General features: G+C 40.8%; 17 protein-coding genes and 1 tRNA gene. 7 read left to right on the forward strand and 11 right to left on the reverse strand.

All coding sequences use genetic code 11. From position 1 onward, the window contains the following. The first annotated feature begins 8 nt into the window (after nt 1-8). The 3 genes from pheT to AC2HW8_RS08410 all read left to right on the forward strand — a co-directional run bounded on the left by pheT (nt 9) and on the right by AC2HW8_RS08410 (nt 3,148). Nucleotides 9-2,378 (forward strand): phenylalanine--tRNA ligase subunit beta, encoded by a 2,370-nt coding sequence (gene pheT, locus AC2HW8_RS08400; RefSeq protein WP_118101310.1) that lies wholly within the window; start codon nt 9-11, stop codon nt 2,376-2,378. Between the two features lie 202 nt (nt 2,379-2,580). Then, a complete protein-coding gene (locus tag AC2HW8_RS08405; protein WP_015523616.1) occupies nt 2,581-2,826 on the forward strand; it encodes an IreB family regulatory phosphoprotein in 246 nt (81 codons plus the stop codon). A gap of 16 nt (nt 2,827-2,842) precedes the next feature. Beyond that, entirely contained in the window at nt 2,843-3,148 is a 306-nt protein-coding gene (locus AC2HW8_RS08410; protein WP_021883365.1) for a hypothetical protein, read from the forward strand. 289 nt (nt 3,149-3,437) lie between these two features. Here AC2HW8_RS08410 and AC2HW8_RS08415 read toward each other — a convergent pair whose 3' ends face one another. From AC2HW8_RS08415 to AC2HW8_RS08425, 3 genes are all read right to left on the reverse strand, one after another. Then, nucleotides 3,438-3,710 (reverse strand): type II toxin-antitoxin system RelB/DinJ family antitoxin, encoded by a 273-nt coding sequence (locus AC2HW8_RS08415; protein ID WP_021883366.1) that lies wholly within the window; start codon nt 3,708-3,710, stop codon nt 3,438-3,440. A 186-nt stretch (nt 3,711-3,896) separates the two neighbouring features. Further along, nucleotides 3,897-6,392: a heavy metal translocating P-type ATPase gene (locus tag AC2HW8_RS08420; protein WP_117950672.1), complete on the reverse strand. Its 2,496-nt coding sequence runs from the start codon at nt 6,390-6,392 to the stop codon at nt 3,897-3,899. An 8-nt stretch (nt 6,393-6,400) separates the two neighbouring features. After that, the gene (locus tag AC2HW8_RS08425) at nt 6,401-6,706 is read right to left on the reverse strand and encodes a metal-sensing transcriptional repressor (RefSeq protein WP_015523613.1); all 306 of its coding nucleotides are present in this window, start codon (nt 6,704-6,706) and stop codon (nt 6,401-6,403) included. Between the two features lie 207 nt (nt 6,707-6,913). Between AC2HW8_RS08425 and AC2HW8_RS08430 the strand changes: the two genes are divergently transcribed. After that, nucleotides 6,914-7,183, forward strand: a complete 270-nt coding sequence (locus AC2HW8_RS08430) for a type II toxin-antitoxin system RelB/DinJ family antitoxin (RefSeq protein ID WP_015523612.1) — start codon at nt 6,914-6,916, stop codon at nt 7,181-7,183. Then, entirely contained in the window at nt 7,180-7,455 is a 276-nt protein-coding gene (locus tag AC2HW8_RS08435) for a type II toxin-antitoxin system YafQ family toxin (RefSeq protein ID WP_015523611.1), read from the forward strand. Before AC2HW8_RS08430 ends, AC2HW8_RS08435 begins: the two co-directional genes overlap by 4 nt. 87 nt (nt 7,456-7,542) lie before the next feature. Here the strand turns inward: AC2HW8_RS08435 and rpsR are convergent, their stop codons facing one another. The 8 genes from rpsR to AC2HW8_RS08475 all read right to left on the reverse strand — a co-directional run bounded on the left by rpsR (nt 7,543) and on the right by AC2HW8_RS08475 (nt 14,216). Beyond that, nucleotides 7,543-7,782, reverse strand: coding sequence for a 30S ribosomal protein S18 (gene rpsR / locus AC2HW8_RS08440; RefSeq protein WP_015523610.1), 240 nt, complete (start codon nt 7,780-7,782; stop codon nt 7,543-7,545). A gap of 45 nt (nt 7,783-7,827) precedes the next feature. After that, a complete protein-coding gene (locus tag AC2HW8_RS08445; protein ID WP_046432146.1) occupies nt 7,828-8,328 on the reverse strand; it encodes a single-stranded DNA-binding protein in 501 nt (166 codons plus the stop codon). A gap of 39 nt (nt 8,329-8,367) precedes the next feature. Continuing rightward, on the reverse strand, nt 8,368-8,664 hold the full coding sequence (gene rpsF / locus AC2HW8_RS08450) for a 30S ribosomal protein S6 (RefSeq protein WP_015523608.1): 297 nt from the start codon (nt 8,662-8,664) through the stop codon (nt 8,368-8,370). Nucleotides 8,665-8,785: 121 nt separating this feature from the next. Beyond that, nucleotides 8,786-9,394: a phosphoribosylanthranilate isomerase gene (locus AC2HW8_RS08455; protein WP_484327415.1), complete on the reverse strand. Its 609-nt coding sequence runs from the start codon at nt 9,392-9,394 to the stop codon at nt 8,786-8,788. Nucleotides 9,395-9,509: 115 nt separating this feature from the next. After that, a complete protein-coding gene (gene cysK / locus AC2HW8_RS08460; RefSeq protein ID WP_021883372.1) occupies nt 9,510-10,442 on the reverse strand; it encodes a cysteine synthase A in 933 nt (310 codons plus the stop codon). A gap of 36 nt (nt 10,443-10,478) precedes the next feature. Next, on the reverse strand, nt 10,479-11,780 hold the full coding sequence (locus AC2HW8_RS08465; RefSeq protein ID WP_021883373.1) for an O-acetylhomoserine aminocarboxypropyltransferase/cysteine synthase family protein: 1,302 nt from the start codon (nt 11,778-11,780) through the stop codon (nt 10,479-10,481). A gap of 458 nt (nt 11,781-12,238) precedes the next feature. Continuing rightward, nucleotides 12,239-12,664: an RrF2 family transcriptional regulator gene (locus AC2HW8_RS08470; RefSeq protein WP_021883374.1), complete on the reverse strand. Its 426-nt coding sequence runs from the start codon at nt 12,662-12,664 to the stop codon at nt 12,239-12,241. 157 nt (nt 12,665-12,821) lie between these two features. Continuing rightward, nucleotides 12,822-14,216 (reverse strand): NCS2 family permease, encoded by a 1,395-nt coding sequence (locus AC2HW8_RS08475; protein ID WP_101028953.1) that lies wholly within the window; start codon nt 14,214-14,216, stop codon nt 12,822-12,824. A gap of 218 nt (nt 14,217-14,434) precedes the next feature. Here AC2HW8_RS08475 and sigK point away from each other — a divergent pair, with 218 nt between their 5' ends. Then, nucleotides 14,435-15,130, forward strand: coding sequence for an RNA polymerase sporulation sigma factor SigK (gene sigK / locus AC2HW8_RS08480; protein WP_046432149.1), 696 nt, complete (start codon nt 14,435-14,437; stop codon nt 15,128-15,130). A gap of 117 nt (nt 15,131-15,247) precedes the next feature. Beyond that, nucleotides 15,248-15,321 (forward strand) — tRNA-Gly (locus AC2HW8_RS08485). Nucleotides 15,322-15,610 lie beyond the last annotated feature (289 nt).

Genomic DNA, 15,610 nt, shown 5'->3' on the forward strand with positions numbered 1-15,610 from the left:
GATACAAAATGTTTTTATCTATGAACTGGATTCAGGACTTTGTTGATTTGAGCGGTCTTGATAAAATTGAACTTATCCGCAAATTTTCTCTTTCCACAGCCGAGGTTGAAAACGATATTCTCCGCAAGGGCAGTGAAATCAGCGGTATTGTTGTAGGTGAAATTAAGTCGGTTGAAAATCATCCCGATTCAAAGAAACTTCATCTCCTCAAAATTGATGCAGGCGAAGATGAACTTATTGATGTTGTCTGCGGTGCTCCGAATGTAAGAGTCGGTCTTAAAACCGCTTTTGCAAAGATTGGCGCTAAAATCGGCGAAATCACGATTACACCAAGACCTCTTGCCGGCTTTACATCAAACGGTATGTGCTGCAGTGAGGCTGAAATCGGTATCAGTGATGACAACTCCGGCATTATGGAAATTACAGATGATGTTAAGAACGGCACAGACCTTAAGGATATTTACGAAATTGACGATATTGTTTTTGAGGTTGATAACAAGTCGCTTACAAACCGTCCCGACCTTTGGGGACACTACGGAATCGCAAGAGAATTTGCCGCACTTGCAGGCAGAGAGCTTAAACCTTTTGACCTTGACGATTTAAAGGCATATGACGGTCTTAAAAAGATTGATATGAAGATTGAGGACACTCTCTGTCAGAGATACAGCTGCTTACAGATTGAGAACATCAACCGCAATGTAAGCCCCGTAAATATGAGAATCCGTCTTTTCTACTGCGGTATGAGAGCAATAAACTATCTTGCTGACCTTACAAACTACCTTATGCTTGAAATGGGACAGCCGATGCACGCTTTCGATTCAAGAAAGGTTGAAAAAATCAGAATCAAGCGTTTTGACAAGCCTTTCACTTTCAAAACACTTGACGGTGTTGAAAGAAACATTGACGAAAACACACTTATGATTTGCAACGGCAACACTCCTGTAGCAATTGCCGGTATCATGGGCGGTCTTGATTCGGAAATTGTTGACGATACAACTACTCTCACACTTGAATCCGCAACATTCAACGCAGTTTCCGTAAGAAAGTCAACAGTAAGACTTGCTCACAGAACAGACGCATCAATGAGATATGAAAAATGTCTTGATCCTGAAATGACTGTTACTGCAATTGCAAGATTTGTATATCTTCTCAAAAAGTATGACAGCGACATCAAGGTTGTTTCTTCGCTCACAGACGAGTACGCATTCAGGTATGACACAGTTGTTCTTGACTTTGACAAAAACTTTGTTGACCGCTACACAGGCATTGAAATCAGCAACGACAGAATTGTTGCAACACTCGAAAGCCTCGGCTTTAAGGTTGAGCTCAACAACGATAACTTCAGCGTAACGGTTCCAAGCTGGAGAGCAACAAAGGATGTTACAATCAAGGCTGACATCATTGAAGAAATCACCCGTATTTACGGCTATGACAACTTTGAAATTCACACAACACGCTCTCCCCTCTACCCCGTAAGAGCAAGCGTTGTTAAAACTACGGAAAACAAAATCAAGGATATGCTCGTTAAGAGATACAATCTCCACGAGCTTCACTCATATGTATGGGCATACAACGATGAACTCAAGGCAATTGACATTCCTGTTGAGGATAATGTTAAGCTTGCAAACGCAACTAACCCGAATATTGAAACATTAAGAAATTCAATTGTTCCCACACAGCTTTGTCAGATTAAATCAAACCTTTCATTCTCAAACGATTTCGGTATTTTTGAAATCGGCAGAGTTGTAAACGGTCTTGACGAAAACGGTCTTTGCATTGAGAACAAAAAGCTTGCAATCACACTTTACAGCAAGACAAGAAATGTTAAGGACATCTATTTTGAACTCCGTGACATTCTCGCAGTTGTAACAGATGAAATCAAGCACAAGGCTCTCACATTTGAAAAGGCTGAACCGACTCACAGCTACGAACACCCCGTAAACCTCTATTCGGTGTGCCTTGACGGCAGAAATATCGGTACAATCGGCATTGTTCATCCGACAGTAAACAAGAAGATTGACAAAAAAGCCGCAATTGTATTTGCAGAAATTGATGTGAACGCTTATGCAAACACAGAGGCCGCTCCGATTGTTTATGACGAACCGTCAAAGTTCCCGCCGATGGACTACGACATCAGCGTTGAAGTTCCTCAGGGAATGTTCTTCTCACACCTTGCAGAGTGTTGGAAAAACGAAGGCGGAGAGATTCTCAAAAGCACAAAGATTGTTGACACATATGACACAGATACAGTTCACAGCGTAACAATCCGCTTTGAGTTCTCATCAAATGAAAGAACACTTTCATCAGCCGAGGTTCAGAAGATTATGGACAAGATAATCTCAAATCTTTCTGAAAACGGAGTAAAGCTCAGAGGCTAAAAATTATGGGGGCGGTTTTTCCGTCCCCTTTTTGTGACATAATCTGACAAGCATAAGATAAAATTAAAAAATATTACTGCTGTTTTATCACACAAAGCAATGTTTTTGACATTGAAATAACATAAATTAGGCATATTTATTAAAAAGTGCTTGAAATTTACTTTGAAATATGGTATAGTAGCAGAATAGGAGGTGTTTCAGTATGTTGGATAAAACAATGATTTTTTCTCTTGGTGAGGAAAAAGATGACCAGATAAAAGCAGGGCTTACAATCGTTTATGATGCCCTCCGCCAAAAAGGATATAACCCTATTAATCAGATTGTGGGATATATTTTAAGCGAGGATCCGACCTATATTACAACATATAATAACGCTCGCAACATCATCAGCAAGATCGACCGTGACGACCTACTTGAAGCACTGGTAAAATCGTATCTTAATGTTTAAGAAAGGATGATGCCTTGTGGCAGATACCAAAAAGACCGAAAAGAAATTTTCGACTTACAAGGGCAGACCGCTCGTTCGTTGCAATGACGAGATTTACTACGGCAGTATGGAAGAACCGTATGTTATAAGAATGCAAATCAAAAGCAAAAAGGATGTCAACGGAACTGAGATTGCCGATAAGGTAACAGTTCAGCTAATGGCTACAGACCCTTATCTTTCACCGAGAAAACAGCTTGTTAAGTCAAGCGAGAAAAAGGGATTGTTCCTTGCTATGGATATTGCAGACATTTGGCTTGAAAGAGCCCTTGCAAACAAAATGTAATTTAACATTGAATTTACGGAGTAATCGGTTTTGGTTACTCCGTTTTTTCTTATGTAGAACAACATCTTTGTTGCATTTATAAAACCAGTCTTATCACAAACTTTTTACCGTTACATGAAAAGTGTATAGTGGATGTTCCCATACAAATGATTACAAAACTTTGAAATTTTATTATACATAAAAAGCACTCTGCATTTCTACAAAGTGCCTTAATTTAAAATATTAAGTTCAGAATAAATCGCCACGCTTTTTTATTCTTTTAAAATCCTTTTTAAACAGGGTATGATACTTAATCGTCAGCATTCAAGTCCTCCATAAGCTCGCTTAAAGAATTAAAAGGACCGTGAAGATTTTTGCCCTCTCTGACATCCTGCATAGCCTGCAAGGTTTCTGCATTTGGCTTATCAAGTTTGATTTCAAACGGTATGCCGTTCTCCCTGACAATTTGTTTGAGATAGATATTGATTGCTGTTGACATATTCAAACCAAGTTCGTTAAGCAATGTGTCAGCTGTTTTTTTAAGATTTTCATCAACTCTGACATTCAGATTTGTTGTTGCCATAAAATCAACTCCTTTATATCTGTATATGTATAATACCACATACAAATTACAATGTCAAGCAATTGTAATTACGCTGTCATTATTTTGCACAATTTTACATACAATAAAACAAAGGTCGGGAAACAGAGCATTTCATTTTACACACTCTCTTCCCGACCTTAATTTTCAATTTTACATTTTAAATTTTCAATTTACTTTGTATCCTGCGTCCTCTACTGCTTTTTTTAGAACGGAATCTTCAACATTTTTTGACATTGTAAGAACGGCTGAGCCTTTCTCGTGGCTTACTTCTGCCGATTCAACACCGTCAATTGCCTCAAGAGTTTTCTTTACTGTTGCCTCGCAATGCGGACACATCATACCTTCGATTTTCATTGTTTTTTCCATGGTTTTATTCTCCTTTTTATTTTTATGTTTTATTTTTCTGTCATGCTTTGAGCTGTGAACCTTAACAAAATTAAGTCTTAATGCATTTGTTACAACACAAAAGCTTGAAAGGCTCATTGCCGCCGCACCGAACATCGGATTTAACTGCCAGCCGAAAAGATTGACAAATGCACCCATGGCAAGCGGAATACCGATTACATTGTAAATAAATGCCCAGAAAAGATTTTCGTGAATGTTACGGAGTGTTACTCTGCCGAGTCTTATTGTTGCAGGAACATCTGCAAGGCGGCTCTTTACGAGTACAACATCTGCCGCATCAATTGCAACATCCGTTCCCGCTCCGATTGCAATACCCAAGTCTGCGCTTGTGAGGGCAGGCGCATCGTTAATGCCGTCACCGACCATTGCAACCTTGCCGTATTTTTTCAGCTCTTTTACATTCTTTTCCTTGCCGTCAGGAAGAACTCCTGCAACAACTTCATCAATGTCTGCATTTTTTGCAACGGCTTTTGCGGTTTTTTCGTTATCGCCCGTAAGCATTACAACACGCACACCCATATTTTTGAGTTCATTAACAGCCTGTTTGCCGTCCTCTTTTATTATGTCTGCAACAGCAATAATACCGAGAAGTTTATTTCCTTTACAGAAATACAGCGGAGTTTTGCCCTCTTCCGCAAGCTGTTCAGCCTTTGCTTTTTCGTCTGATGAAATTTCAGCAAACTGTGAAATATATCTGTAATTGCCGCCGTAAACGCTTTCTGAGCCGATTTTTGCGGTAAGTCCGTTACCCGTTACGGCATTGAACTCAGTCACGGCATCGCCGATAATATGCCTGTCGTTTGCATAAACTACAATTGCCTTTGCAAGCGGATGTTCGCTTGATTTTTCAAGAGCAACGGCTGTTTTCAAAAGCTCGGTTTCCGAGATATTTTCGACTGTAACGATATCGGTAACGGCGGGTTCACCCTTGGTAACCGTGCCTGTTTTGTCAAGAACAACCGTGTCAATTCTGCCTGCCGTTTCAAGTGAAACTGCAGTTTTAAAGAGGATTCCGTTCTTTGCACCGACACCGTTGCCGACCATAATCGCAACAGGGGTTGCAAGTCCCAATGCACACGGACAACTGATTACAAGAACGGAAATGGCTCTTGCAAGCGAAAATCCTACACTTTGACCGAGCATCAGCCACACGATTGCAGTAATCACGGCAATTGTGATTACCGCAGGAACAAACACACCCGATACCCTGTCGGCAATTTTTGCGATAGGCGCTTTGGTGGCTGACGCATCGCTGACCATTTTAATAATCTGCGACAGCGTTGTGTCCTCACCGATTCTCGTAGCCTCACAGCGGATATATCCCGACTGATTGATTGTTGCGGCTGAAACCGTATCGCCGACAAGCTTGTCAACAGGAACGCTTTCACCCGTCAGCGCTGATTCATTGACGGCACTTTCTCCGTCAATAACAACTCCGTCAACAGGAATACTCTCACCCGGACGAACTGCGAATATATCGCCTTTTTTCACCTGCTCTATCGGAACAGTCTTTTCAACACCGTCAACTATAATCGTAGCAGTCTTTGGTGCAAGTTTCATCAAGCCTTTGAGAGCGTCGGTAGTTTTGCCCTTTGAGTGAGCCTCAAGCATTTTACCGACTGTGATGAGTGCCAAAATCATTGCGGCTGATTCAAAATAGAACTCGTGCATATACGACATAACCGCCGCCGAGTCACCTCTCACCTGTGCATCGGTCATCATAAACAACGCAATTGTGCTGTAAACAAAGGCTGTGCCCGAACCAAGTGCAACAAGCGTGTCCATATTGGGAGCAAGGCGGATAATCCCCTTGAAGCCGCTGACAAAAAATTTCTGATTAATCACCATCACTATGCCTGACAAAATCAGCTGAACAAGTCCCATTGCAATATGGTTGTTGTCAAAAAATGACGGCAAAGGCCATCCCCACATCATATGTCCCATTGAAAAATACATCAACACTGCAAGGAAAATGAGCGATGCGATAAGTCTTTTTCTGATTTTGGGTGTTTCGGTATCTTTGAGAGAATCCTCTGCATCGGGCGATTTTTTCTCTTTGCCTTTCAAAGACGCACCATAGCCGGCATTCTGCACGGCTTTTATAATTGCAGACGAATCAGCTGAACCGTCAACATTCATTGAATTTGTAAGCAGACTGACGGAACAGGAATTTACTCCGTCAATCTTTGATACCGCCTTTTCAACACGGGCAACACAGGCGGCACAGCTCATGCCCGTTACATTGTATTGAGTCATAGTTTCTCCTACTTCATAAGCTTTTGCAAAACACCGACAAGCTCGTCAATTGTTTCATCGTTACCTGCCCTTATGTCATCTGCAACACAGGTGCGGATATGATTAGCAAGCAACTCCTTGTTAAAAGCGTTGAGTGCCGCATTGGCGGCGGCAACCTGTACCAGAATATCGGGACAGTAGGCGTCTTTTTCAAGCATACCCTTTATCCCCCGTATCTGACCTTCAATACGATTAAGTCGGTTTACAAGCGACTTGTATTCTTTTTCGGTACGGTGCTTGTGTTTTGCACAATGTTCACACTTATTATTCTCCATAATATCAACCTCATAATTTCAAAATGGGATATATTATTCAAAGCCCTTTTATGATACCCCCTATAGGTATCTTACAGTTATGATTGTATACCCCATTAGGGTATTTGTCAATAGGTTAATTACAGAAAAAACTAACAAAAAATATGCACAAGATAATGTTGACAATGTTATTACATTGTGATAACATAATAGCAAGGAGATGATTTTATGGCTATGACAAATATAAACATCAGAATTGATGCTGATAAAAAATTAAAAGCACAGGAACTGTTTTCATCTTTAGGACTTGATATGACTACCGCCATCAATCTTTTCATTCAGCAGTCGCTTGAATTTAACGGTATTCCATTTACTATTCGCAAATATAATGCAGAAACCGAAGCAGCTTTTGCCGAAGTTGAAGAGATGAAAAAACATCCCGAACTTTATAAGAGCTATAGCAGTGCCGATGAATTATTTGAGGATTTGGATAAATGAAATATATAATCAAACCCACAAATCAATTCAAAAAAGATTTTAAAAAAATTAAAAAGCAAAACAAAGATTTGAACATTCTGAAAAAAGTAATTGATATGCTCGCAAATGACGAAATTCTTCCGGACAAATATCGTGACCATTTGCTGATAGGAAACTACAAAGGCAAACATGAATGTCACTTAGAGCCTGACTGGCTGTTAATTTATGAGTATTTAGAAGATGAACTGATATTATTTCTTACAAGAACAGGTTCACACAGCGATTTATTTTAACAAAAAAGCAGGGTACTAAAAATACCCTGCTTTTATTGCATAAAAAAACACCGTACAAAAAGTACGGTGTTAAAAGCTGTTATTAAATTAGTCAGCTGTGTAAGGAAGCAAAGCAAGGTGACGAGCACGCTTGATAGCAACTGTAAGCTCACGCTGATGTCTTGCGCAAGTACCTGTTACACGACGAGGAAGAATCTTTCCTCTTTCTGACATATAACGACGAAGACGAGCGATATCCTTGTAATCGATATTCTCAACCTTGTCAACACAGAAGCCGCAAACCTTCTTGCGAGCTTTTCTGCCACGGTTCATTGGTCTGTCTGCCATGATGAAGTTCTCCTTTCAATGAGAATTATTTAAATTAAGTTGAAGTTAAAATGGTAAATCATCGTCCAACGGCATATCCTGAAAATCAGAGTTTGAACCGCTCTGATAAGACGCAGGTGCCTGCTGAGCAGGTTCCTGATGATAAGCCTGGTTTCCGCCGTAAGACGGAGCACCGTATGACTGATTGCCGCCATAGGACTGATTGTAGCCGCCTGCATTGTTGTCACGGCGTTCGCCTGTGAACGAAACATTGTCTGCTACAACCTCAACAACGTAACGGTTTGAACCGTCCTTAGCCTGGAACTGACGGCTCTGGAGCTGTCCTTCAACAGCAATGAGAGAACCCTTTCCAAAGTAACGGCATACAAATTCCGCTGTACTTCTCCAACATACAATATTAAAGAAGTCGGCTTTACGCTCCTCGCCCTGCTTTACATAGTTGCGATCAACTGCAATGCTGAAGCTTGTAACGCTTACGCCTGTGTTTGTTGTTTTTAATTCAGGGTCAGCTGTAATTCTGCCCATTAAGATTACTCTGTTTAACATACTTTTCCTTTCGTGTTCGGGTTAACCCCTACAAATTGATTATTCGACTTCCTTCTTGATTATCATTGAACGCATTACGCCTTCTGTGATCTTGTAGATACGGTCGAGCTCTGCAGGGAACTCAGCTTCACTTTCAAAATCGAAAAGAACATAATAGCCTTCGCTCTCTTTGTTGATAAGGTAAGCAAGCTTTCTCTTGCCCCATTCGTCAACATTCTTCAAAGTGGCATGCTTCTCAATGAGAGCCTTGAACTTTTCAACGATGGCCTGGATACCTTCTTCGCCCTTCTTCATTGAAATGATCATTACTGTTTCGTAATTAGCTGTTACTGCCATTAATATTGCACCTCCTTCTGGACATTATGGCGGTTTTCACCGCAAGGATTGTTATGTACACAACATAACAGATTTATTATAACATAAAATCACGGTTTGTCAACATTTTTTTACTGTTTTATTAATTTTCACTTCGAGCCGATATAATAAATTTCTTCACTTTTTCAAAATCTTTACCGTTGCCGTTTGAATTTTCAACACCCGAACTTACATCAACTCCGTCAGGCTTAACGGCTTTTACGGCTTTTGCAACGGTTTCGGGATTCAAACCTCCTGCAAGCATAAACAATTTATCATCACGAGGCAGATTTTCAAGCATTGTCCAGTCAAAGGTTTTTCCGCTGCCGGGTTCGTGTGCGTCAAAAACATAGCCTACAATGTTCTGATTCATTCTGTATTCGTCAAACTTTTCAAGGTCGCTCACATTAAACGCACGGATTACCTTTAAATACGGATTTGAAAGCACATCTTCTCCAACCTCACCGTAAATTTGAATGTAGTCGAAACCGCAGTCATATGCAGTTTTCACCTGTTCAAGAGTCGGTGAAACAGTTACCGCAACCGACAAAACATTTTTATCAAGCGTTTCAATCAGGCTCTTGGCGGTTTTGGGAGAAATATTCCGCTTACTCTTTGAAAAGAACATTACAAAGCCCGCAAAATCGGGTTTGCAGGCATTTACTATCTTAATGTCTTCGGCGGATGTAATTCCGCAAATTTTAACTTTCATAAACTCACCTACAAAACAATTGTACCATATCGAATTAACGGTTGCAATAAAAAAAGACAAAGGACAGTCTATGTGGCTGTCCTTTGTCAATATCGGGAAGTAATCCAATTACTTATTAGCTGTTAAATACGCCTGTTGAAAGGTAACGCTCACCTGTGTCGGGGAACAATGCAACGATTGTCTTACCTGCATTTTCTTCACGCTTGGCAAGCTCAATTGCGGCTGCAAGAGCGGCGCCTGATGAGATACCTACGAGGATACCTTCTGTCTTTGCAATATCATTTGCATTTGAGAAAGCGGCTTCGTTAGCAATCGGAAGAATTTCGTCATATACCTTTGTATCGAGAGTATCGGGAACAAAGCCTGCGCCGATACCCTGAATCTTATGAGGACCGCCGTGGCCCTCCGAAAGTACGGGAGAAGTCTGCGGCTCAACTGCAACAACCTTTACATCAGCCTTCTTTGACTTGAGGAAGTTACCCACACCGCTAAGTGTACCGCCTGTGCCGACACCTGCAACGAAGAAATCAACATTGCCGTCCGTATCCTCCCAGATTTCCGGACCCGTTGTATCAAAATGAGCCTTAGGGTTAGCAGGATTCTCAAACTGACCGAGGATAATGCCGCCGTCAATTTCCTTTTCAAGCTCTTTAGCCTTTGCAATTGCACCGCTCATACCCTTTGTACCGTCAGTAAGAACGATTTCAGCACCGTATGCCTTGAGGAGGTTTCTTCTCTCAACGCTCATTGTTTCGGGCATTGTGAGGATTGTCTTGTAGCCCTTTGCAGTAGCTACAGATGCAAGACCGATGCCTGTGTTACCTGATGTCGGTTCAATGATTGTTGAACCCTTTTTGAGCTTACCGCTCTTTTCAGCATCCTCAACCATAGCTCTTGCCACTCTGTCCTTAACACTGCCGGCAGGATTAAAGAGTTCAAGCTTTGCAACAACCTTTGCCTTGAGGTCATATTTCTTTTCTATATTAACGAGTTCGATAAGCGGTGTTCTGCCGATAAGTTCTGTTACACTTGTATATACTTTGCTCACAAAAATCAAGTCCTTTCAAAATTAAACAAATTAAAATCAGTCATCAAGTGAATCAAATGCTTCCTGAAGGTCATAGATAATATCGTCGATATTCTCTGTGCCGATTGAAAGTCTGATAGTGTTTGGCTTAATGCCCTGTTCTGCAAGCTCTGCCTCGCTGAGCTGTGAATGAGTTGTTGATGCAGGGTGAATTGCAAGAGATTTAACATCTGCAACATTTGCAAGAAGTGAGAATACTTCGAGGTGGTCGATGAATTTCTTTGCAGTTTCAGCATCGCCCTTGATTTCAAATGTGAAGATTGAACCTGCACCCTTCGGGAAGTATTTCTTGTAAAGTGCGTTGTACTTGCTGTCAGGAAGTGAAGGATGATTAACATTTTCTACCTTCGGGTTCTTAGAGAGGAAGTCAACAACCTTGAGTGCATTTTCAACATGGCGTTCAACACGAAGTGAAAGTGTTTCAAGGCCCTGGAGGAATAAAAATGCATGGAACGGTGAAAGTGTAGCGCCTGTATCTCTGAGGAGAATGGCACGGATATAAGTTACAAGAGCAGCACCCGGAGCGGCCTCTGTAAATACTGCACCGTGGTATGATGCGTTAGGCTCTGAGAACTGTGGAAACTTGCCTGATGCAGCCCAGTCAAACTTGCCGCTTTCAACGATTACACCGCCGAGAGCCGTACCGTGACCGCCGATAAACTTTGTTGCCGAATGAACAACGATATCTGCGCCGTACTCAAACGGTCTGAGAAGATAAGGTGTAGCGAATGTGCTGTCGATTACAAGCGGAATCTTGTGTGAATGAGCAATGTTTGCCACTTCTTCAATATCAATAATATTTGAATTGGGGTTACCGAGTGATTCAATGAAAACAGCCTTTGTGTTTTCGTCAATTGCATTTTCAAATGCGTTTTCTTCGTCAGGATCAACAAACTTTGTTGTTACACCGTACTCTGAGAATGTATGCTCAAGCCAGTTGTATGTGCCGCCGTAGATTGTCTTTGCGGCTACGATGTTGTCACCTGCTTTTGCAAGAGCCTGAAGTGCATATGAAACTGCCGCTGCACCTGATGCAACTGCAAGAGCTGCTGTGCCGCCCTCAAGAGCTGCAATTCTCTTTTCAAAAACATCCTCTGTCGGGTTTGTAAGTCTGCCGTAGATGTTACCTGCATCTTTGAGTGCAAAGCGGTCTGCGGCGTGCTGACTGTTGTGGAATACATAAGAAGTAGTTGCGTAAATCGGAACTGCTCTTGCGTCTGTTACAGGGTCTGCTGTTTCCTGACCGATGTGAAGCTGTTTCGTTTCAAATTTAAGATTTCTTTCGCTTAATTTACTCATTTTAATGTCCTCATTTCATTTTAATTTTAATTTCAGAAGTTATGTTGCGGATTTGATGTGTCCCGTATCACATTCGCGCATTACTGCAACATCGTTTAAATCTGAGATTTTTCATTCGGATCACCTTTCCCATATTTCCTATTTGATTGGTGGGTTTTAATTGGATTGTCTATATCATACCACAGATTTTTTATTTGTCAATAGGTTTTTTGAAATTTTTTCTTATCTTTCCTATTGGTTTAGTAGGTTTGCTGGGCTTTGATCATTGAAAAGGTCGAAAAAGCCGATATTCAAGCCGTTTTTTTAATTTCAACCGTTAAGCAGTCAATTTGAAATTTTTTCTGATTTTTTAAAACTAATATTCAAAAACATCATTTGCAAACGGCAAAACACCGCATTACCTACTAAATTGCTGTGTAAACAACAAAAGCACCCGTAAAGGATGCTTTCGGATTATATTAAATTACATAGTTATCTGCCGAATTTGCAATAATGTCGGCAAGAGTAATGTTGTCAACAACATCGTCAATAGCCTTCTGGAGTTTTTCCCACACAAAAAGCGTTGAACATTGTTCACGACGATCACAGGTATTTTCATTACCCTCAAGGCAAGCCACGGGTGCAAGACTGCCCTCGGTGAGTCTTAAAATCATACCGACTGTATAATATTCGGGTTCATGAGCAAGACGATATCCTCCGTTTGAACCTCTTGCGCTGAGCACATAACCTGCCTTTGTAAGTACGGTAATAATCTGTTCAAGGTATTTAAGCGATATTCCCTGACGGGCGGCAACCTCCTTTAGGGCTACATTTTCCCCTTGTTTACACTGAGCAAGGTCAACCATAAGTCGGAGCGCATACCTGCCCTTTGTTGAAATTTTCAAATTAACCACCCTATTCATATATTAATAATATGATTAAAGCATATCATAAACGGCTGTATATGTCAATGAGCCTGTTGCACAACAATAACCTATTTAACTTGTAAGAAAACACAAAAAGCGGGAGCGAAAAACGCCCCCGCAGAGTTTATATATGAAGTTACGACGATACACCGCAAATCAGTGTTACAATTCTTACTGCAAACAAAGCAAACGCAACCCACATAATCGGATGAATTTCTTTGATTTTGCCTGTAACAATCTTGAGAATAACCCAAGTAAGGATACCGAACATGATACCTGTTGCTATTGAATATGCAAACGGCATAAAGATGATTGCTACAAAACCGCCGACTGTATCGGCAATGTCTGAGTCAAAATCCATCTTTGTAACATTCTTAATCATAAGAAGACCTACAAATACGAGTGCAGGAGCTGTTGCAAATGAAGGAATAGCAAGGAAAATCGGATAAAGCGGAATAGCAAGGATAAAGAGAATTGCAGAAGTAAGAGCTGTAAGACCTGTTCTGCCACCCTCTGCAACACCTGTTGTTGACTCAACATAAGATGTTACTGTTGATGTACCGAGGCAAGCACCAAGGCATGTACCGAGTGCGTCAGACATAAGAGCACGACCTACACGGGGAAGTTCGCCCTTTTCATTGAGGAGGTTACCTTCCTGAGCAACACCGATAAGTGTACCTACTGTATCGAAGAGGTCAACAAAGAGGAATGCAAATACGATAACGGCAAAGTTAAGCGCATGCTGTGCCACATAACCGAAATCAAACTTGAAGAAAGTTTCTGTTGCCATATTCTGGACAGGTCCGAATACAGAGTAGTTTGCAAAATCAGGAATGAGCGATGCACCCTGATACCAACCGCAAAGCTGAGCAATGATGCCGAGAACCCATGTTGCAAGGATACCGATAAGGATTGAGCCTTTAACTCTGTAGTGCCAGAGTGTAGCAACAATGAGGATACCGACAAGTGCAAGAACCACCGGAGCAGAACCAACATCACCGAGCTTAACGAGAGTTGATGACTGAACAGCCTTGCCGTCATAGTAAGCGTCTGTTGTGATAACGCCTGCGCCCTTAAGACCTACAATTGTGATAAAAAGACCGATACCTGCCGAAATACCGTACTTAAGGTTCTGAGGAACCTTGTTTACAAGTGTTTCACGGAATTTGAAGATTGAGAGGATAATGAAAATAATACCCTCAACAAGGATAGCTGTCAAAGCTACCTGCCATGGATTTGTGATACCCTGCTCTGCAAGCTGCGGAACAACTGTGTATGCAAAATATGCATTCAGTCCCATACCGGAAGCAAGAACTACAGGATAGTTGGCATAAAATGCCATGATGAGTGTTGCGAAAGCAGCCGATACAGCTGTTGCTGCAAAGATTGCATTCGGATCCATTCCTGCGGCAGAAAGAATACTCGGGTTTACAGCGAGTATGTAAGCCATTGCAAGGAATGTTGTAATGCCGGCAATAATCTCGGTTTTGACATTAGTGCCGTTTTCTTTCAGTTTGAAAATCTTTTCCAAAAGAAAGCCCCCCTAAAATATTTTGTCGAAACACGACATAGTTAAATTGTAGTTTATTCTTGCCAAAATTTCAAGTGGTATATTATACAAATTCATTGCAAAAATCAAGTTTTTGATTGCTTTGTGAAGTTTTTTGAGGAAAATCAGGTACAGGCAATTATTGAACATTTCACGAATAAAATTATATAACGATAAATTTTAGTTTAAGGGGTGCTGTTATGATTGAGTTACTCGGATTTTTAGGACAATATATATGTTTTTTCATTCTTCATGTTTGCGGAGGCGGTTCGTTTCCGAAACCTTTAACAGAAAAGCAAGAGCGTGAATGTCTTGAAAAAAGTGCAAACGGCGATATTGCGGCAAGAAATATGCTTGTTGAACACAATTTGCGACTTGTCGCACACATAATAAAGAAATATTACGGAACACAAAGCGAACAGGATGACCTTGTATCAATCGGCACAATCGGTCTGATAAAGGCAATCAACACATTTGACATGAACAAAAACATAAAATTAAGTTCTTATGCGAGCAGATGCATTGAAAACGAAATTCTTATGCATTTCAGAAATGCAAAGAAAAGTGCACAGGATATTTCTTTAAACGAAACAATTGATACCGACAAGGACGGCAACCCTCTCACCCTTCTTGATATTATGTCGGTTGACGATAATATAATCGACAATCTTGATTTAAAGCTTAATTCAAAAAAGCTCGGTCAGTTCATAAAAGAGGAACTTAACGAGCGTGAGCAAAAGATTATTGTACTGAGATACGGTCTTGACGGCAAGGAAGCCATGACTCAAAAAAGTGTTGCCAAAATGTTAGGCATATCCCGTTCCTATGTCAGCCGCATCGAAACCAAAGCGTTAAAACAATTGCGAAAACGATTTGAAACAAGTTCGAATTTGTGAGATAATAAGTTATTTAAATTCATCAGGGGTGTTCATCGAATACCCCTGTATATTTCACAACAAAAAAATTCTTGACATATACCAAACTGCGTGATATAATAACAATGTTACAGATAAGCGGATGTAGTTTAGTGGTAGAACTTCAGCCTTCCAAGCTGATCGTGTGGGTTCGATTCCCATCATCCGCTCCACATTAAAAGGTACTCAAAAACGAGTACCTTTTCTTTTTGCATATTGAAGAAATAAATCAATCAGATGGGAATCGAAAGCCCGTTTAGAAAACAGTTCAGCGAACTGTTTTTAGGGCGTAGCGTTGATCCAAGTTAAGCCCAAACGCTTTAGACAAAGACGAGATTGGCAACTTCTGTATCACAAAGTAATCATCCGCTCCACATTAAAAGGTACTCAAAAACGAGTACCTTTTCTTTTTGCATATTGAAGAAATAAATCAATCAGATGGGAATCGAAAGCCCGTTTAGA

The organism is Ruminococcoides sp. (assembly GCF_057037865.1).

Bases quoted from the DNA above. Each gene is read 5' to 3' on its own strand.
- AC2HW8_RS08465 (WP_021883373.1), bottom strand. From the start codon at position 11,780: ATGAGTAAATTAAGCGAAAGAAATCTTAAATTTGAAACGAAACAGCTT.
- AC2HW8_RS08445 (WP_046432146.1), bottom strand. From the start codon at position 8,328: ATGTTAAACAGAGTAATCTTAATGGGCAGAATTACAGCTGACCCTGAA.
- AC2HW8_RS08430 (WP_015523612.1), top strand. From the start codon at position 6,914: ATGGCTATGACAAATATAAACATCAGAATTGATGCTGATAAAAAATTA.
- AC2HW8_RS08420 (WP_117950672.1), bottom strand. From the start codon at position 6,392: ATGACTCAATACAATGTAACGGGCATGAGCTGTGCCGCCTGTGTTGCC.
- rpsR (WP_015523610.1), bottom strand. From the start codon at position 7,782: ATGGCAGACAGACCAATGAACCGTGGCAGAAAAGCTCGCAAGAAGGTT.
- rpsF (WP_015523608.1), bottom strand. From the start codon at position 8,664: ATGGCAGTAACAGCTAATTACGAAACAGTAATGATCATTTCAATGAAG.
- AC2HW8_RS08415 (WP_021883366.1), bottom strand. From the start codon at position 3,710: ATGGCAACAACAAATCTGAATGTCAGAGTTGATGAAAATCTTAAAAAA.
- AC2HW8_RS08455 (WP_484327415.1), bottom strand. From the start codon at position 9,394: ATGAAAGTTAAAATTTGCGGAATTACATCCGCCGAAGACATTAAGATA.
- AC2HW8_RS08405 (WP_015523616.1), top strand. From the start codon at position 2,581: ATGTTGGATAAAACAATGATTTTTTCTCTTGGTGAGGAAAAAGATGAC.
- pheT (WP_118101310.1), top strand. From the start codon at position 9: ATGTTTTTATCTATGAACTGGATTCAGGACTTTGTTGATTTGAGCGGT.
- AC2HW8_RS08425 (WP_015523613.1), bottom strand. From the start codon at position 6,706: ATGGAGAATAATAAGTGTGAACATTGTGCAAAACACAAGCACCGTACC.
- sigK (WP_046432149.1), top strand. From the start codon at position 14,435: ATGATTGAGTTACTCGGATTTTTAGGACAATATATATGTTTTTTCATT.
- AC2HW8_RS08435 (WP_015523611.1), top strand. From the start codon at position 7,180: ATGAAATATATAATCAAACCCACAAATCAATTCAAAAAAGATTTTAAA.